Below are 14,323 nucleotides of genomic sequence, written 5' to 3' on the forward strand. Positions count from 1 at the left end.
CTATTTACGGCTCAGGCCCCGACGATGAACGTCGGGGCCTGAGCCTTTTAACGCCTAGGGAGACCCAACCCTCCCTCACATCCTGCAGGTTTTCCCTAACCCTCCCTCACGTCCTGCGGGCTTTTCCCGAACGCTCCCTCACGTCCTGCGGGCTTTTCCCGAACGCTCCCTCACGTCCTGCAGGTTTTTCCCGAACGCTCCCTTACGTTTCTGCGGGCCCGGACTTCTTGGATGAAATTGGCCGGCAGGATTCCGGTCGAGGATAATCGTCGCCATGACCTTCGCTTCATTTGTAGCCTTCGCTGGACTGTGCCTGGTTCTGTCCCTTACGCCCGGACCGGACACGTTCCTGGTGCTGCGCATCGCGTTGAACCGGCCCATCGCAGGGATTGCGGCTGCGGCGGGGTCGGCCGTTGCCGCCGTCGCCTGGGCGGCGCTTGTCGGGCTCGGACTCGCAGCGATCCTGGAGCAGTCCGCAGAGGTGTTCCGCTGGATCAAGATCGCGGGCGGCCTCTACCTGCTTTATCTCGGCATTTCCTCGTTCCTGAAGACGCGGAAGGCCGCAAAGGACGGCATGCAGGGTGGCAACGAAGCAGGCGGGCTTCGTTACAGCAGGATCGCTGGCCTCGGTGCCGGTGCGCTGTCCACGCTGCTCAACCCCAAAGTTGGCCTCTTCTACCTGGCGGTCGTTCCGCAGTTCATCCCACAGGGCGGCGATACCATGGGCACCGCGATGATCCTGGGGGCAGTGGAAGCGGTCATCGCGTTCGCCTACCTGGCCGTCGTCTCGCTCGTCGCTTACAAGGCGATGGGGTGGTTGCGTCGCCCTAAAGTGAGCACCGGCGTCGAACGCGTCAGCAGCGGCATCATCACCGCCCTCGGCGCCGGCGTCATCGCCTCCGGCGCGAGCAGCTAGCCCCCGCTACATTCATCGGGACGGCGGGATGTGAGGAAGCGTCCAAGGTTTCGCGGCGGGATGTGAGGAAGCGTCCGGGGTTTCGCGGCGGGATGTGAGGAAGCGTCCGGGGTTTCGCGGCGGGATGTGAGGAAGCGTCCGCGGTGGAGAGGCCGGTAGAGTTGGTAGCCATGGAAAATCTCTTCAGCCACGCCGCAGGCAGCGATGTGCCCGAGCCCGTAGACAACCTGGACCCTGTCATCTGCACTGCAGTGGTCCCAGGGCCGGTAGCCCGGGCGTTCATGGGCTTCACAGACCACACGCATCTGTGGTGGCCCATGGAGAACATCAGCGTGTACGGGCCCGGCTCCTACGTGGAGTTCGAGGAAAACCTCATCCTGGAGACCGCCGACGACGGCCGGGGCGCTACATGGGGAACCATTGACGAATGGCAGCCACCGCTGTCCTTCCACGCGTCGTGGTACCCCGGCAGCACCGCGATCTGGTCCACTGAGCTTCGTGTTGCGTTCCGTGGCGTCGAGGACGGCACGGAGGTGCGCGTAGTCCACGACGGCTGGGAAGGTGCCGAGGACCCGGCCGGCACCCGGGCTGCCTGGGAGAAGGACTGGCCGGAGGTTCTTGACCGGTACGTGCGGTTCATGGGCGGCGCTTCAGACTAGTGCGGCCCTAGGACGGGGGTACCGCCGTGCTCCGCCGAATAACAAACCGCGTGGGGTATTCGGTGTTCGCGACGGCGCTCTCCGCTCCGGCGTCGAACTCCCCCAACAGCAGGCGCACCGCCAATGCTCCCTGGCCCCGCGGATCCTGATCAATCGTGGTCAGGCCGAACAGCTCGCCCAGTTCGTGTCCGTCGAAGCCGACGACTGACAGGTCTTCGGGCACCCGGAGCCCGAAGTCCCGGGCGGCCAGGATGGTTCCTATCGCCATCTCGTCCGACGCTGCAAAGACTGCCGTTGGCCGTTCCGAAGCTCCGCCGAGAAGGTCCCGTGCAACGGTGTAGGCACCCCCAATGGTGAAGTCCGCCCTGACCACCCACGAGGAACGCAGGGGGAGTCCTGCAGCCGTCATCGCCTTTTCATATCCGTCGAGACGTGTGCGCGGGATCTTGAAGTCCTGCTCGTACACCGAATCGCCCGTGAGGTGCGCGATCCGCGTGTGGCCGAGCCGGATGAGGTGGTTCACCGCCGACTCCGCCAGAGCGTGGTCGTCTATTCGGATGGTGGAAGCTCCGGGCAGTGGTCCGCCGATGCCTACGAGCGGACGGTTGATGGCAAGCATCTGGCCGATCTCCCCTTCCGTCAGCGCCAGCGCCACCGCGATGACCGCGTCCACGCGTTTCCGCAGCAGGAAGTCCTGGAGGATGCTCCGGCGCCGGACCGGCCCCTCCGTGATGTTGTAGAGCGTCAGGTCGTAGCCGGCGTCGAGGAGGGCAGCGGAAATGCCCTCCACCACGGACGAGAAGTACCAGCGGCGGACGGTGGGGACCACGAGGCCGATGTTGCGCGTACGGCCGGAGGCGAGGCTGGATGCCTGGTAGGACGGCACGAAGCCAAGCTCGGCCGCAGCTGCCCGGGCTCGCTCGCGGCTCGCGGGGGACACGTTGCCCTTGCCGCTCAAGGCGCGCGAAACGGTGGCTATGGAAAGCCCGGCCCGTTCCGCAACGTCCTTGATGCCGGCCATGTCTTAGCCCTCTGTGCCCTCGACAGGGATCCGCAGCCAGACGGTTTCGCCGGAGCCCAAGGCAAACCGCCGGTCATCCTCGCCGTAGCCAGAGGGCGACGAACTGCGGAGCACAACCTCGCCGGCGGGAAGTTCCAGCGGATCGGAGCCGACGTTCATGACAACCAGGATGTCTCCGTTGAGAAAGGCCAGGGACGAAGCGGTGCACCATTCCTCCGCCCATGAGAGGGAACCGCGCCCAAGGTCCAGTTCGCGGCGGGCATTGAGCATGCGGCGGTACAGGTTCAAGTGCGACGACGGGTCCCCGGCCTGGGCGTCACGGGCCAGTTTCGCGAAGCTCTCGGGCTGCGGTAGCCAGGGCGCGTCGCCGTCGCCGAATCCGCTGTGTCGCTCGGACGCCTTCCAGGGCAGCGGGACCCGGCAGCCGTCACGTCCCAGCCGGGCGCCGCCAGTCCGTGCGAACGTCGGGTCCTGCCGCTGGTGGTCCGGGATATCGATCCCGTCGGGGAGCCCAAGTTCTTCACCCTGGTAGATGTAGGCGCCGCCGGGGAGCCCGAGCATGAACAGCGACGCCGCCGCGGCCCGGGCCCTGCCCAGCTCCTCATCCGGCTGGGGGTCCTGGGGGCCGATGCCGTCGCCGTCCCGCGGCCCGGACCAGGCGTACCCGAAGCGGGTGGCGTGCCGGACGACGTCGTGGTTGGACAGCACCCAGGTGCTGGGCGCACCCACGGCATCCAAGGACGTCAGGGACTCGGTGACGATGTGGCGCAGGCGGGGGAGGTCCAGCCCCGCATGGAGGTAGGGGAAGTTGAAGGCCTGGTGCATTTCGTCGGGCCTGACCCAGTTGGCCAGCCGCGGCAGGGGGTCCACGTTGGCCTCGGCGCAGAGAATGCGGTCGGGACCGTATTCCTCAAGAATCCGGCGCCACGCACGGTAGATGTCGTGCAGGGCCGGCTGCCCGAACATCGGTGCCTCGTGCCCGGGGAAACCGTCGGAGCTGCTGCCATCCGCGCGCCCGCCCCAGGCGGGGAGGCCCGGGGCCTTGACCAGGGCATGGGCCACGTCCACGCGGAACCCGGACACGCCGCGGTCCAGCCAGAAGCGCAGGATGCGCTCAAACTCGGCATGCACGGCCTGGTTGTCCCAGTTGAAGTCCGGCTGCGATGAATCGAAGAGGTGCAGGTACCACTGGCCCGGAGTACCGTCAGGTTCGGTAATGCGGGTCCAGGCTGAGCCGCCGAAGTGCGACTCCCAGTTGTTGGGTGGTTCGTTACCCTCGGCGCCCTGGCCGTCGCGGAAGATGAACATGTCCCGTTCGGGGCTGCCAGGGCCGGCAGCCAGCGCCGCCTGGAAATCCCGGTGCTGGTCAGAGCAGTGATTCGGGACCAGGTCCACGATGACGCGCAGGCCCAGCCGGTTCGCCTCGGCCACCATGCCGTCGAAGTCGCCGAGCGTACCGAAGATCGGGTCGACGTCGCAGTAGTCGCTGACGTCGTATCCGGCGTCGCGCTGTGGTGAGCGGTAGAAGGGTGAGAGCCAGACGGCGTCCACGTCGAGCTCGGCAAGCTGCGGCATCTCGGCGGTGATCCCCGCGAAGTCACCGATTCCGTCGCCGTTCATGTCCCTGAAGGATCGCGGGTACACCTGGTAAATGACGGCTGATCGCCACCAGCCGTGCGCTTTGTCCGGGGCATGGATGGGCGTCAGGGCGCCAGCCAGCGGCGATGCCGAGTGCAGAAACGAGTCAACAGACATTGGGCCATCCTAAAGGGGGGATGCACACGAATGAAAGCGTTTACACCCTAAAACCCGTTGACAATTCGGGTCAATTCGACGGCCTGCGGGGTCACCGGCATCACAAAGTTGGAAACGCTTCCAGTCTGGGGACATGCCGTCTGTCCTCCGGCGACGGGGCCAGCACGGATAGGTGCCCACCACATGAGACCTAGACTGAAAGCAAAGTGATCGAACGGGAGACCCATGGGCAGCATCGCCGACGAACTGACATCCATCCTGGGGCCGGGGAAAGTCCTCCGGGACGAGGCCACACTTGCCGTGTACGCGGTGGACCAGGCGCCCGTGGTGGACTACCGGCTGCCCGCCGCGGTGGTACTGGCTGAGTCCATCGATGATGTCCAGGCCACCGTCAAAGCCTGCGCGGCCCGGAATGTGCCGCTGGTGCCCCGCGGTGCCGGGACCGGGGTATCGGGAGGAGCCCATGCCAGCGACGGCTGCATTGTCCTTGGCCTGGAACGGATGAACCGCATTCTGAAGATCAACGCGGATGACGAGACCGCCGTCGTCGAACCCGGCGTTATCAACGCCGACCTGAACGACGCTGCTGCGGCGCACGGACTCATGTTCGCTCCGGATCCGGCCAGCTTCAGGATCTCCACCATCGGCGGGAACGTGGCCACCAACGCCGGCGGGCTGCGGTGCGCGAAGTACGGCGTGACCCGGGACTCTGTGCTGGCACTGGACGTGGTCCTCGCGGACGGGTCGCTCCTGCACACCGGCCACCAGACGTTCAAGGGCGTGGCCGGCTACGACCTGACCGGGCTGTTCGTGGGTTCAGAGGGCACGCTGGGTATCGTGGTCGGAGCGACGGTCCGGCTGAAGTACCTGCCCCGCGAGGTGCACACGATCGCCGCGTTCTACCCTGACTTCCGGCAGGCCGCGGCCGGTGTGCTGGCCGTCGGCAAGGCGCGCGTGCAGCCGGCCATCATGGAACTGCTCGACGGCGGGTCGCTGGCCCAGTTGGATGAGCTGCACGGATCGGACCTCGCGTCGCGGGGAGCCGCACTGCTCCTGGTCCAGACGGACGGCTTCGGGGCGGCAGCGGAGGCCGACGTGGTGCGGAAGGTCCTGGCGGCCGGCGGTGCCGTGGTCACCACCGAGACCAGCGCAGAGGCGGAACAGCTGGTGGAACTGCGGCGCAACAGCAGGGGCGTGGAGGTGGATGACGAGTACCGCGTGGGCGAGGACGTTGCGGTGCCGCGTTCCAGGCTGGTGGACTACGTGGCGGCGCTGGAAGCGCTGGCCGAGGTCCACGATGTCAGCCTGAAGGTCGTGGCCCATGCCGGCGACGGCAACCTGCATCCGACCTTCTGGATTGACCGCGTGAACGACGTGGTGGACGCCGGCGCCTTGCGCCGCCTGAACACGGCGCTCGACGCGTCCATCGTGGCGGCACTGGAAATGGGCGGAACCATCACAGGCGAACACGGTGTAGGGCAGTACAAGCTGCGCTGGCTGGGACTGGAACAGCCCGAGCCGCTGCGGCAACTGCAGCGCAGGGTCAAGGACCTATTTGACCCCTCCGGCATCCTGAACCCGGGCAAGGCAATCTAAGAGACGATCTAGGAGGCGCTCTCAGGCAGGGCTAAAGCCCGCCGGAGAGACTCAGTCGTCGGCGTCGGGATACTCGTCCTCGGTCTCATCGGCCCCGTACCGCGACTCCTCGGTCTCCACGGCGAGGATCTTCAGCATCTCCGTGTCCGGGTTCAGCATGATGGCGGCCTCGTCGCGGCGGTGGCGCAGGATCGAGTCGATGTAGGACTGGACTGCCTCGGCCAGGGGGATGTGCCGTTCCTGCTTTTCGGACATGTACCAGCGGTGCTCCAGCACCTCGTGCACGGCTTCGGCCGGTTCGAGCTTTCCGGAGAGGTCGCGGGGGATGGAACGGACGATCGGCTCGAAGATCTGGCTGACCCACAGGTGCGCGCTGTATTCCTCGTCCATCTCCGGGTTGTTGTCGGCCCGGAAGGAGTCCATATCGTTGAGCAGGCGGCGGGCCTGGTTTTCCTGGGCGTCGAGGCCGGTCAGGCGCAACAGGCGGCGCATGTGGTGGCCGGCGTCGACGACCTTCGGCTGCAGCTGGATGGTGGAGCCGTTCTGGGTGGTCTTGATCGCGTACTCTTCGACGTCGAAGCCGAGCTCGTTGAGCCGGCGGATGCGGGCGCCGACGCGCCAGCGCTCGCCCAGTTCGAAGGATTCCTTGGCCGTCAGCTCCGTCCACAGGCGCCGGTAGCTTTCCATGATGAGCTCGCTGGTGGCCACGGGGTCCACCTTCTCTTCGATCAGCCCGCCGTCGAGGAGGTCCATGAGTTCGCCGGCGATGTTGACGCGGGCGATTTCCAGGTCGTACTCGCGCTGGCCGGTAGAGAGGTCCGGGTACAGTTCGCCGGTTTCGGCGTCCACCAGGTAGGCGGCGAAGGCGCCTGCGTCCCGGCGGAACAGGGTGTTGGACAGCGAGACATCGCCCCAGTAGAAGCCGATGAGGTGCAGCCGGACCATCAGCAGCGCCTGGGCGTCGATGAGCCGGGTGAGTGTGTCCTTGCGCAGCATCTGGGAGAAGAGCGCGCGGTACGGCATGGAGAACTTCAGGTGGCGGGTCACGAGGACCGGGTTCAGGGGGCGCCCGTCGGGGGTGGTGCGGCCGGTGATGACGGCCACGGGCTCCACGCAGGGCACGTCCAGGCGCGCAAGCTTGCGGAGCATGTGGTACTCGTGGCGGGCGACGTGCTCGGACGTTTCCTTGATGGCGATGACGGAGCCGCCGAGGTGGGCGAACCGAACGATGTGCCGGGAGATACCGCGGGGGAGGGCGGCCAGGTTTTCCGCCGGCCAGTCTTCGAGCGCTATGTGCCAGGGCAGATCGAGGAGTTCGGGGTCGGCGGCAGCGGCCGTGATGTTGAGGTTGCTTGCGACCGAGGCTGCCTTGTCGTCATTGGCGCTGGCTGCTTCGAACCGCGGCAGCTTGCCGATCTGCCCGTAGTCGGTGGGTTCGTCGTGCCACTGCGCGTTGTGTTCCTCGGTCATGGGTCAATTCTTCCGTATTTTGCGGGGGGTGCCTAAAAGGGGGCAGCGGTTAAAGCCCGACGGCGGCCCTCCGGTTGGGGAGGACCGCCGCCAAGGTTCGTGCGGTGCTAACCTGGGCCCACTCCGGCAGGGTTCCCTGGCCGAAGAGGAGCGGGATTAGGGTGCCGGTGGGGAGGATTAGTCGCCCAGGCGCTCGCCGGTCTTGGTGTCGAACAGGTGCACGTGGCCGGACTGCGGACGGACCCAGATGGACTCGCCCTTCATCGGGGGACGGCGGCCGTCGACGCGGGCCACAATGTCGTGGCTCTTGCCGTCCAGCGTGGTGTGGCCGTAAACGTAAGCGTCGGCGCCGAGTTCCTCGACGACGTCGACCTCAACCTGGATGCCTTCGCCCTGGGCTGCGGTCTCCAGGTCCTCCGGGCGGCTGCCCAGCGTGACGGTGCGGCCGTGGGCTTCATCGAGGATCTCGTGCGGCACAGGGTAGACGGTGCCGCCGAACTGGACGCCGCCGTCGACCACGGGAAGTTCCAGCAGGTTCATGGCGGGGGAGCCGATGAAGCCGGCCACGAAGACGTTCTTGGGGCGGTCGTACAGGTTGCGCGGAGTGTCCACCTGCATCAGCAGGCCGTCCTTGAGCACAGCAACGCGGTCGCCCATGGTCATGGCCTCGACCTGGTCGTGGGTGACGTAAACGGTGGTGACGCCCAGGCGGCGGGTCAGGGAAGCGATCTGGGTGCGGGTCTGGACACGGAGCTTGGCGTCCAGGTTGGAGAGCGGCTCGTCCATGAGGAAGACCTGCGGGTTACGCACGATGGCGCGGCCCATGGCAACACGCTGGCGCTGACCGCCGGAGAGTGCCTTCGGCTTGCGGTCGAGGTACTGCTCAAGGTCCAGGAGCTTTGCGGCTTCGCGGACGCGCTCGGCGCGCTCTTCCTTGCTCACACCGGCGATCTTGAGGGCGAAGCCCATGTTGTCCGCCACGGTCATGTGCGGGTACAGGGCGTAGTTCTGGAAAACCATCGCGATGTCGCGGTCCTTCGGCGGAACGTCGGTGACATCGCGGTCGCCAATGAGGATCCGGCCGGCGTTGACGTCCTCGAGGCCTGCGAGCATGCGCAGGGAGGTGGACTTACCGCAACCGGAGGGTCCAACGAGGACCAGGAATTCGCCGTCGGCGATTTCGATGTTGAGCTTGTCAACAGCGGGCTTTTCAGTGCCCGGGTACAGACGCGTAGCGTTGTCAAAAGTAACTGTTGCCACAGTTATCAATCCCTTCACCGGCAGGTACGTGCCGGACGATCCGTAGTGAATGGTTCATGTAATTCAGTTGTGCCCTACATGATGACTCCCCGGCCGAGGCCGAGGAGCATCCAGTGACGCCGCACGGTTCCTGTGCGCCACATCACAAAGAAGAGTATGTCAGATTTATCGCGAATCGGACAAAATGTTACGGACGTCACATATGAGATGCCGCACAGCGGCGTTTACAGGGCAGCCTCGTCAGGATGCGGGAGCAACGGCCTTCCGGCGTTCCCGCAGCAGGGCCTCAAGGAGTTCGGCGACATGGACCGGGGCCTCCACCCGGAACTGCGCCTGGGTGAAGTCGAGGCCCACCTTCACGCCGACGTCGTGCTGCCCCAGTCGGGCCAGGGCGTCCTCGTCCGTGGTGTCGTCGCCGGCGAACAGCACGCCGGTGGCTCCGGTGGCCTGGCGGAGGAAGTCCACGCCCTCACCTTTGGATGCGTGCACCACGGACGTTTCCAGGACGCGCTTGCCATTCTTGAGGTAGACGCCCGGGCGGTCCTGGAGTGCGGCGCGGGCGGCCGCGACGGCGTCCTCTGCAACGTCGTCCGCCGCCAGCCGTGTGTGCAGCACGACGCCGGCGGGCTTTTCCTCCAGGACGGTGCCGGGCGCGAGGTCCGCGATCTCCGCCAGGATGCCCCGGACCTCGTCGAGAAGTGACAGCTGCTCGGGGTCGAGGGTCAGCGGCGCCGACCCCGGACCCAGCCACGCCTCGGCGCCGTGGCTGCCGATCAGCAGGGTCTCCTCCGGCGGGGAGGCGACCGCCCGCAGACTGTCCAGTGCCCTCCCGGAGATGAGCGCCGTCGTTGTACGCGGAAGCGAACTCAGTTCGGCGAAGGCGGCAGCCGAGCGGGGGAGCGGGCGCGCGTCCCCGGCGTGGTCCACGATGGGGGAGATGGTGCCATCGAAGTCCATGGCCACCAGCAGGTGCTCCGTGCCGGCGATGCGGCGCACTGCCTCCAGCAGTTCGGGGGACAAGGTCAGCCGGGTGCCGGCGCCGCCGGTGTGCTCTGCCTCAGGAGTCATCGCGGATTACCTTCTCATTGAGGGCGTTCAGGAAGTCGGCCGACCAGTGGTCGACGTCGTGGTCCAGGATCTGCTTGCGCATGGCGCGCATGCGGCGGGCGGATTCCTTGGGGGACATCTTCACCGCCCGCATCACGGCGTCCTTCAGGCCGTCGATGTCGTGCGGGTTCATCAGCAGGGCCTGCTTAAGCTGGTCGGCGGCGCCGGCGAACTCGCTGAGCACCAGGGCGCCGTCGTTGTTGGTCCGCGCCGTCACGTACTCCTTGGCGACGAGGTTCATGCCGTCGCGCAGTGCGGTGACCAGCATGACGTCCGCCGCCAGGTAGAGCGCCACCATCTCCTCGACCGGGTAGCTGTGGTGCAGGTACCGGACCGCCGTGTTTTCGATGGTGTCGTAGGTGCCGTTGATGTGGCCCACGGTACCCTCGACCTCTTCACGCAGGAGCCGGTACTGCTCCACGCGCTCGCGGCTGGGGCTGGCAACCTGGATCAGCGTCGCGTCGCCCACCTTGAGGTGGCCCTCATTCAGGAGCTCCTCGTACGCCTTGAGCCGGTGGCCGATGCCCTTCGTGTAGTCCAGCCGGTCCACGCCCAGCAGGATGGTCTTGGGATTGCCGAGGTCCTGCCGGATCTGGCGGGCGCGTTCGATGATCTCGGGCTTCCGGGCCAGTTCGGTGATGTGCTGGACATCGATGGAAATGGGGAAGGCCTGGGCGCGGGCGATGTGCGTGAGATCGCCCTCGGTATCCTTGACGTGGACCTGCTGCTGCTTGACGCTGGCACCAAGGAAGCGACGGGCAGAACGCATGAAGTTGCCGGCGTCGCTGCTGCGCTGGAAGCCCACCAGGTCGGCCCCCAGCAGCCCGTCGATGATGGCCTGGCGCCAGGGGAGCTGGGCGAAAATCTCCGGTGGCGGGAACGGGATGTGGTTGAAGAACCCGATCTTCAGGTCCGGCCGCGCCTGGCGCAGCATCCGCGGCACCAACTGAAGCTGGTAGTCCTGCACCCAGACAGTTGCGCCTTCGTCGGCAGTACGGACGACGGCGTCAGCGAACCTTCTGTTCACCGTGCGGTAGGCGTCCCACCAGGTTCGGTGGAACTCCGGCGGCGCGATGACATCGTGGTACAGGGGCCACAGCGTCGCATTGGAGAAACCTTCGTAATACAGCTCAACGTCATCGCTGCTGAGCTGGACCGGCACAAGGTCCATGCCGCCGTGGCTGAACGGCTCCACTGTCTCATCCGCGGCACCGTGCCACCCCACCCAGGCGCCGTCCGTCCGGGTCATCATGGGAGCCAGCGCAGTGACCAGGCCCCCGGGGGACCGCCGCCAGCCGGAGCCGTCATCGCCGGGCTCGCCGGGCGCGCAGCGGTCCACCGGCAGGCGGTTCGAGACCACCATGAAGTCGTACCTGGTGGTGTCCGAGCTGTCGCCGGGCACGGCCGAGCTTTCCGTTTTTGTGTCGGATTTGTCGCTTACGGCTCCGTGCATGGGGGCTCCCTAAGGTTGCTTGTGACTCCCATCAACCCTATCGGGCCGGAATCTTACGGGCCATTCGTCCGTTGGTCAGGCTGAAACGAATACTTGAAAGCGCAAGCTCCAGGGTTCTCCCCTAAACTGGGGGAGTTGCCCCTGGTGGCCCGCACTTGTCCGTACGACACGAGGAACTAATGAGCCCCGCAAACGAACCCCGCAAGTCCAAAGCAGAACGCACGGCCGAGGCCCGCGAGAAAGCCCGCGAGATCCGGGAGGCGCAGCTTAAGAAGGACAAGCGGAACAAACTGCTCATTGGCTGGGGCATCGTGGTCGCCGTCGTGGCCATCCTTGCCGTCGTCGCACTGGTGGTCACCAGCAGCCTTAAGAACAACGCCCCGGTGGCGGACCAGGGTCCCACCCCGGCCAACGGCAACGTCCACGGCGGCATCACCCTGCTTAAGGGCACCGAAGTGGCAAAATCGGCCGCCGCCACCGTGAACGTCGCAGACATTCCGTCGCCGGCAGCCTCGGCGCCTGCCACCGTCACGGCGCCGGGCGCGGAAGCCGAAAAGGGCAAGCCGGTTAAGGTCGTCCTCTACATCGACTTCATCTGCCCCGTGTGCAAGAACTTCGAGGCGACGTACAACGAGACGCTGACGAAGCTCCGTGACGAAGGCAAGGTCACCGTGGAGTACCGGGCCCTGGGCTTCCTGGACAGCCGCTCCACCACCAACTACTCCTCGCGTGCGGCCAACGCCGCCGCATGCGTGGTGAACGAATCCCCGGAGAAGTACTCGGCATTCGTGGACACCCTGTTCGCCAACCAGCCGGCCGAGGGCGGCGCCGGGCTCTCCGACGACGAGCTGAAGAAGCTGGCCACGGACGTCGGCGCCAAGGACATCGGCTCCTGCGTCGAGAACAAGACGTACCGCCCGTGGGTCAAGTACACCACCCAGGAAGCCGCAGCCATTGGCGTGAGCGGTACGCCGACGGTCCTCGTGGACGGCAAGCAGTGGGGCAAGGGCGACAGCGCCCAGACCGAATTCCCGGCCTTCGTTGAGGCGGCCATCAAGGCCAAGGCCTAAGCGGTTCTTTTTGGGCGGTGGCCCGGCGTCCGGATTCTCCGGGCACCGGGCCACCTTCCATTTAACCGCATGTCCGTTTTTACGGGCGGGCTGTCCTTGGGCTAACCTTATCTAGCGCCATAGCGCACACCTGCCCTGACGGGCACGCCTCCTTAGCTCAGTTGGCCAGAGCACCGCTCTTGTAAAGCGGGGGTCGTCGGTTCGAATCCGACAGGGGGCTCCAGTAACCCCTCCATTCCGGCGATTTTGCCCGAGATGGGGGGTTTTTTATGCCGAAAAATTGGGCACGACACGCTTACGACACGCTTTCAAGGGGCCGCGTTAGGCCCGTCGGCTGTCGGGCTGCATAGGGAAACCATGCAGACAAGCAGAAAGACCTTGGGACCGGCAACGGACCAAGGCAACGCAGTGCAACTTCTGACTACCGAGGAAGTGGCCGTCTGGCTGCAGGTGGCACCCAAGACCCTCCGGAACTGGCGCTCCGCTGGGATCGGACCAACTGCCCTCAAACTCCATAGCGTCGTCCGCTACGACCGGGCCGATGTCCAGGCTTGGATCGGCAAGACCTCGAAGGCTGCTGCCTGATGGGGCGGTCGAGCCTCCCGGTTGGTGCCTGGGGAACGATCAGTGCCAAGAAAGACGCAGCGTCCGGAAAATGGCGGGCCAGCTGTAGGTTCCGTGGCTGGGACGGTGTCACGCGGAGCTACAGCAAGTTCGGGTCAACCAAGGGCAAAGCCGAGACAGCCTTGCTGGCGTCCATGAAAGAGCGCCAGCTGCTCGCAGGTCGAGTGACCGCCAACCCTCCGCTCAACGATGTCGCCGAGAAGTGGCTCGCCAGTATCGAGGTCCCTAAGGTCGTTGTCGACGGCAATGGGAACATGGTCGCGGCTGCCAGCACGGGCGGTATCCGGCGGCAGACGTGGGACCAGTACGAAGGGCTCATTTACCGCCTCATTGAGCCCGCTCTCGGTGCGCTGAAGATCAATGAAATCAACACCTCGACCTGTGACAACTTCCTGAGGTCCCTGGTAGTGGACGGGAAAGGGCACACGAATGCCCGGCTGGCCAAAACGGTGCTGAAGCAGATCATGTCCTACGCCATCAGGCACGACCTGTACGTGGGAGGCAATCCGGTGCGTGAGGTCGATCGGCTGAACAGGCCCCGGAAGAAGCCCGTTGGCCTGAGCGCAGCTACCCTGCACGATGTTCGCGAAGCTGTCCGGATTTGGCGGACAGAACCCGGCCAATTCGGTCCCCGCCCGAGCAACGTACTGGCAGATGTCGTTGACGTTCTGATCGGAACCGGGGCGCGTATCGGGGAAGTCCTGGCAATCCGTTTGGAAGACATCGACCTGTCAGGCGATGTCGGAAAGATCGCACTCACCGGAACGCTGGTGGAGCCTCGTCACGGCCCCAAGTACCGCCAGAGCTTCCTCAAGAGCCGCAGCAGCGAGCGGGTCATCCCGGTGCCTCGGTTTGTCGTCGACGTACTCATCCGCAGGAGCTTCGAATCTCCGGAGATCAACAAAGCCGGGGCTCTGTTCTGGTCCAGGACCGGCACCTATGTTCAGGCGTCAAGCATACGGAGGCAGCTGCGTTCCGCACTGACCGCGTCCAAGATGGAGAACATGGCAGTCATCACTCCGCACGCCTTTCGGCGAACGGTTGCGTCCCTTCTCGCCAGGGAGCTGACCGACGGGGCCGCCGCTGCCATGCTGGGTCACGCGGACGTCTCCATGACCCACGCCGCCTACATCGAGAGGCTGAGGAACGTGGAGGACTACACCCCGGTCTTGGACCGTCTCGCGCCCAAGCCCCGGTCATAGCCAGATCGGTGTTGTCTGTCCGCCCCATCTGAATTGAGACCGGCGCGGGTGAGACCTCTCCTGTGCACTGGAATGAGTCGTCAATCGATTTGGCGGCTCATTCCAGTGTTTGCGGGCGCCTGGTCGGACCGTGGCCTCGCGAAGCGGGTGGCCGCACCCGGCTAAACTTCGCTTTAGTTATCAAAGGTCT

At 65.7% G+C, this 14,323-nt stretch carries 12 protein-coding genes and 1 tRNA gene; 7 read left to right on the top strand and 6 right to left on the bottom strand.

Annotated elements, in window-relative coordinates; all coding sequences use genetic code 11:
• Positions 1 to 274: 274 nt before the first annotated feature.
• Positions 275 to 916, top strand: coding sequence for a LysE family translocator (locus ARGLB_RS01875; protein WP_003798269.1), 642 nt, complete (start codon positions 275 to 277; stop codon positions 914 to 916).
• A gap of 170 nt (positions 917 to 1,086) precedes the next feature.
• Positions 1,087 to 1,575, top strand: a complete 489-nt coding sequence (locus ARGLB_RS01880) for an SRPBCC domain-containing protein (RefSeq protein ID WP_043417692.1) — start codon at positions 1,087 to 1,089, stop codon at positions 1,573 to 1,575.
• Between the two features lie 7 nt (positions 1,576 to 1,582).
• On the opposite strand, the gene ARGLB_RS01885 is transcribed toward ARGLB_RS01880, so the two are convergent.
• Together ARGLB_RS01885 and ARGLB_RS01890 are read right to left on the bottom strand one after the other, a co-directional pair.
• Positions 1,583 to 2,596, bottom strand: coding sequence for a LacI family DNA-binding transcriptional regulator (locus ARGLB_RS01885; protein WP_003798274.1), 1,014 nt, complete (start codon positions 2,594 to 2,596; stop codon positions 1,583 to 1,585).
• A gap of 3 nt (positions 2,597 to 2,599) precedes the next feature.
• Positions 2,600 to 4,351: a glycoside hydrolase family 13 protein gene (locus ARGLB_RS01890; protein WP_003798276.1), complete on the bottom strand. Its 1,752-nt coding sequence runs from the start codon at positions 4,349 to 4,351 to the stop codon at positions 2,600 to 2,602.
• Between the two features lie 225 nt (positions 4,352 to 4,576).
• Here ARGLB_RS01890 and ARGLB_RS01895 point away from each other — a divergent pair, with 225 nt between their 5' ends.
• Complete coding sequence (locus tag ARGLB_RS01895; RefSeq protein ID WP_003798278.1) at positions 4,577 to 5,947, top strand: FAD-binding oxidoreductase; 1,371 nt, start codon at positions 4,577 to 4,579, stop codon at positions 5,945 to 5,947.
• A 51-nt stretch (positions 5,948 to 5,998) separates the two neighbouring features.
• Here the strand turns inward: ARGLB_RS01895 and ARGLB_RS01900 are convergent, their stop codons facing one another.
• From ARGLB_RS01900 to otsA, 4 genes are all read right to left on the bottom strand, one after another.
• Complete coding sequence (locus ARGLB_RS01900; RefSeq protein WP_003798280.1) at positions 5,999 to 7,417, bottom strand: DUF4032 domain-containing protein; 1,419 nt, start codon at positions 7,415 to 7,417, stop codon at positions 5,999 to 6,001.
• Between the two features lie 177 nt (positions 7,418 to 7,594).
• Complete coding sequence (locus ARGLB_RS01905; protein WP_003798282.1) at positions 7,595 to 8,677, bottom strand: ABC transporter ATP-binding protein; 1,083 nt, start codon at positions 8,675 to 8,677, stop codon at positions 7,595 to 7,597.
• A 240-nt stretch (positions 8,678 to 8,917) separates the two neighbouring features.
• Positions 8,918 to 9,745 (bottom strand): trehalose-phosphatase, encoded by an 828-nt coding sequence (otsB, locus tag ARGLB_RS01910; RefSeq protein WP_003798286.1) that lies wholly within the window; start codon positions 9,743 to 9,745, stop codon positions 8,918 to 8,920.
• Entirely contained in the window at positions 9,735 to 11,147 is a 1,413-nt protein-coding gene (gene otsA / locus ARGLB_RS01915) for an alpha,alpha-trehalose-phosphate synthase (UDP-forming) (RefSeq protein ID WP_245531454.1), read from the bottom strand. Before otsA ends, otsB begins: the two co-directional genes overlap by 11 nt.
• A gap of 269 nt (positions 11,148 to 11,416) precedes the next feature.
• On the opposite strand from otsA, the gene ARGLB_RS01920 reads away from it, so the two are divergent.
• The 4 genes from ARGLB_RS01920 (at position 11,417) to ARGLB_RS01935 (ending at position 14,133) form a co-directional block, all read left to right on the top strand.
• A complete protein-coding gene (locus tag ARGLB_RS01920; RefSeq protein ID WP_003798289.1) occupies positions 11,417 to 12,307 on the top strand; it encodes a DsbA family protein in 891 nt (296 codons plus the stop codon).
• A 146-nt stretch (positions 12,308 to 12,453) separates the two neighbouring features.
• Positions 12,454 to 12,530, top strand: a tRNA-Thr gene (locus tag ARGLB_RS01925).
• 185 nt (positions 12,531 to 12,715) lie between these two features.
• Positions 12,716 to 12,892, top strand: a complete 177-nt coding sequence (locus ARGLB_RS01930) for a helix-turn-helix transcriptional regulator (protein WP_245531451.1) — start codon at positions 12,716 to 12,718, stop codon at positions 12,890 to 12,892.
• A 173-nt stretch (positions 12,893 to 13,065) separates the two neighbouring features.
• Entirely contained in the window at positions 13,066 to 14,133 is a 1,068-nt protein-coding gene (locus tag ARGLB_RS01935) for a tyrosine-type recombinase/integrase (RefSeq protein ID WP_245531452.1), read from the top strand.
• Positions 14,134 to 14,323: the final 190 nt, after the last annotated feature.

Source organism: Arthrobacter globiformis NBRC 12137 (genome assembly GCF_000238915.1).
Lineage (GTDB): Bacteria > Actinomycetota > Actinomycetes > Actinomycetales > Micrococcaceae > Arthrobacter > Arthrobacter globiformis.

Excerpts from the sequence above, each read along its gene's own strand:
- ARGLB_RS01920 (WP_003798289.1), top strand. The coding sequence starts at position 11,417 with ATGAGCCCCGCAAACGAACCCCGCAAGTCCAAAGCAGAACGCACGGCC.
- ARGLB_RS01900 (WP_003798280.1), bottom strand. The coding sequence starts at position 7,417 with ATGACCGAGGAACACAACGCGCAGTGGCACGACGAACCCACCGACTAC.
- otsB (WP_003798286.1), bottom strand. The coding sequence starts at position 9,745 with ATGACTCCTGAGGCAGAGCACACCGGCGGCGCCGGCACCCGGCTGACC.
- ARGLB_RS01875 (WP_003798269.1), top strand. The coding sequence starts at position 275 with ATGACCTTCGCTTCATTTGTAGCCTTCGCTGGACTGTGCCTGGTTCTG.
- ARGLB_RS01880 (WP_043417692.1), top strand. The coding sequence starts at position 1,087 with ATGGAAAATCTCTTCAGCCACGCCGCAGGCAGCGATGTGCCCGAGCCC.
- ARGLB_RS01935 (WP_245531452.1), top strand. The coding sequence starts at position 13,066 with ATGAAAGAGCGCCAGCTGCTCGCAGGTCGAGTGACCGCCAACCCTCCG.
- ARGLB_RS01885 (WP_003798274.1), bottom strand. The coding sequence starts at position 2,596 with ATGGCCGGCATCAAGGACGTTGCGGAACGGGCCGGGCTTTCCATAGCC.
- ARGLB_RS01895 (WP_003798278.1), top strand. The coding sequence starts at position 4,577 with ATGGGCAGCATCGCCGACGAACTGACATCCATCCTGGGGCCGGGGAAA.
- otsA (WP_245531454.1), bottom strand. The coding sequence starts at position 11,147 with ATGGTGGTCTCGAACCGCCTGCCGGTGGACCGCTGCGCGCCCGGCGAG.
- ARGLB_RS01890 (WP_003798276.1), bottom strand. The coding sequence starts at position 4,351 with ATGTCTGTTGACTCGTTTCTGCACTCGGCATCGCCGCTGGCTGGCGCC.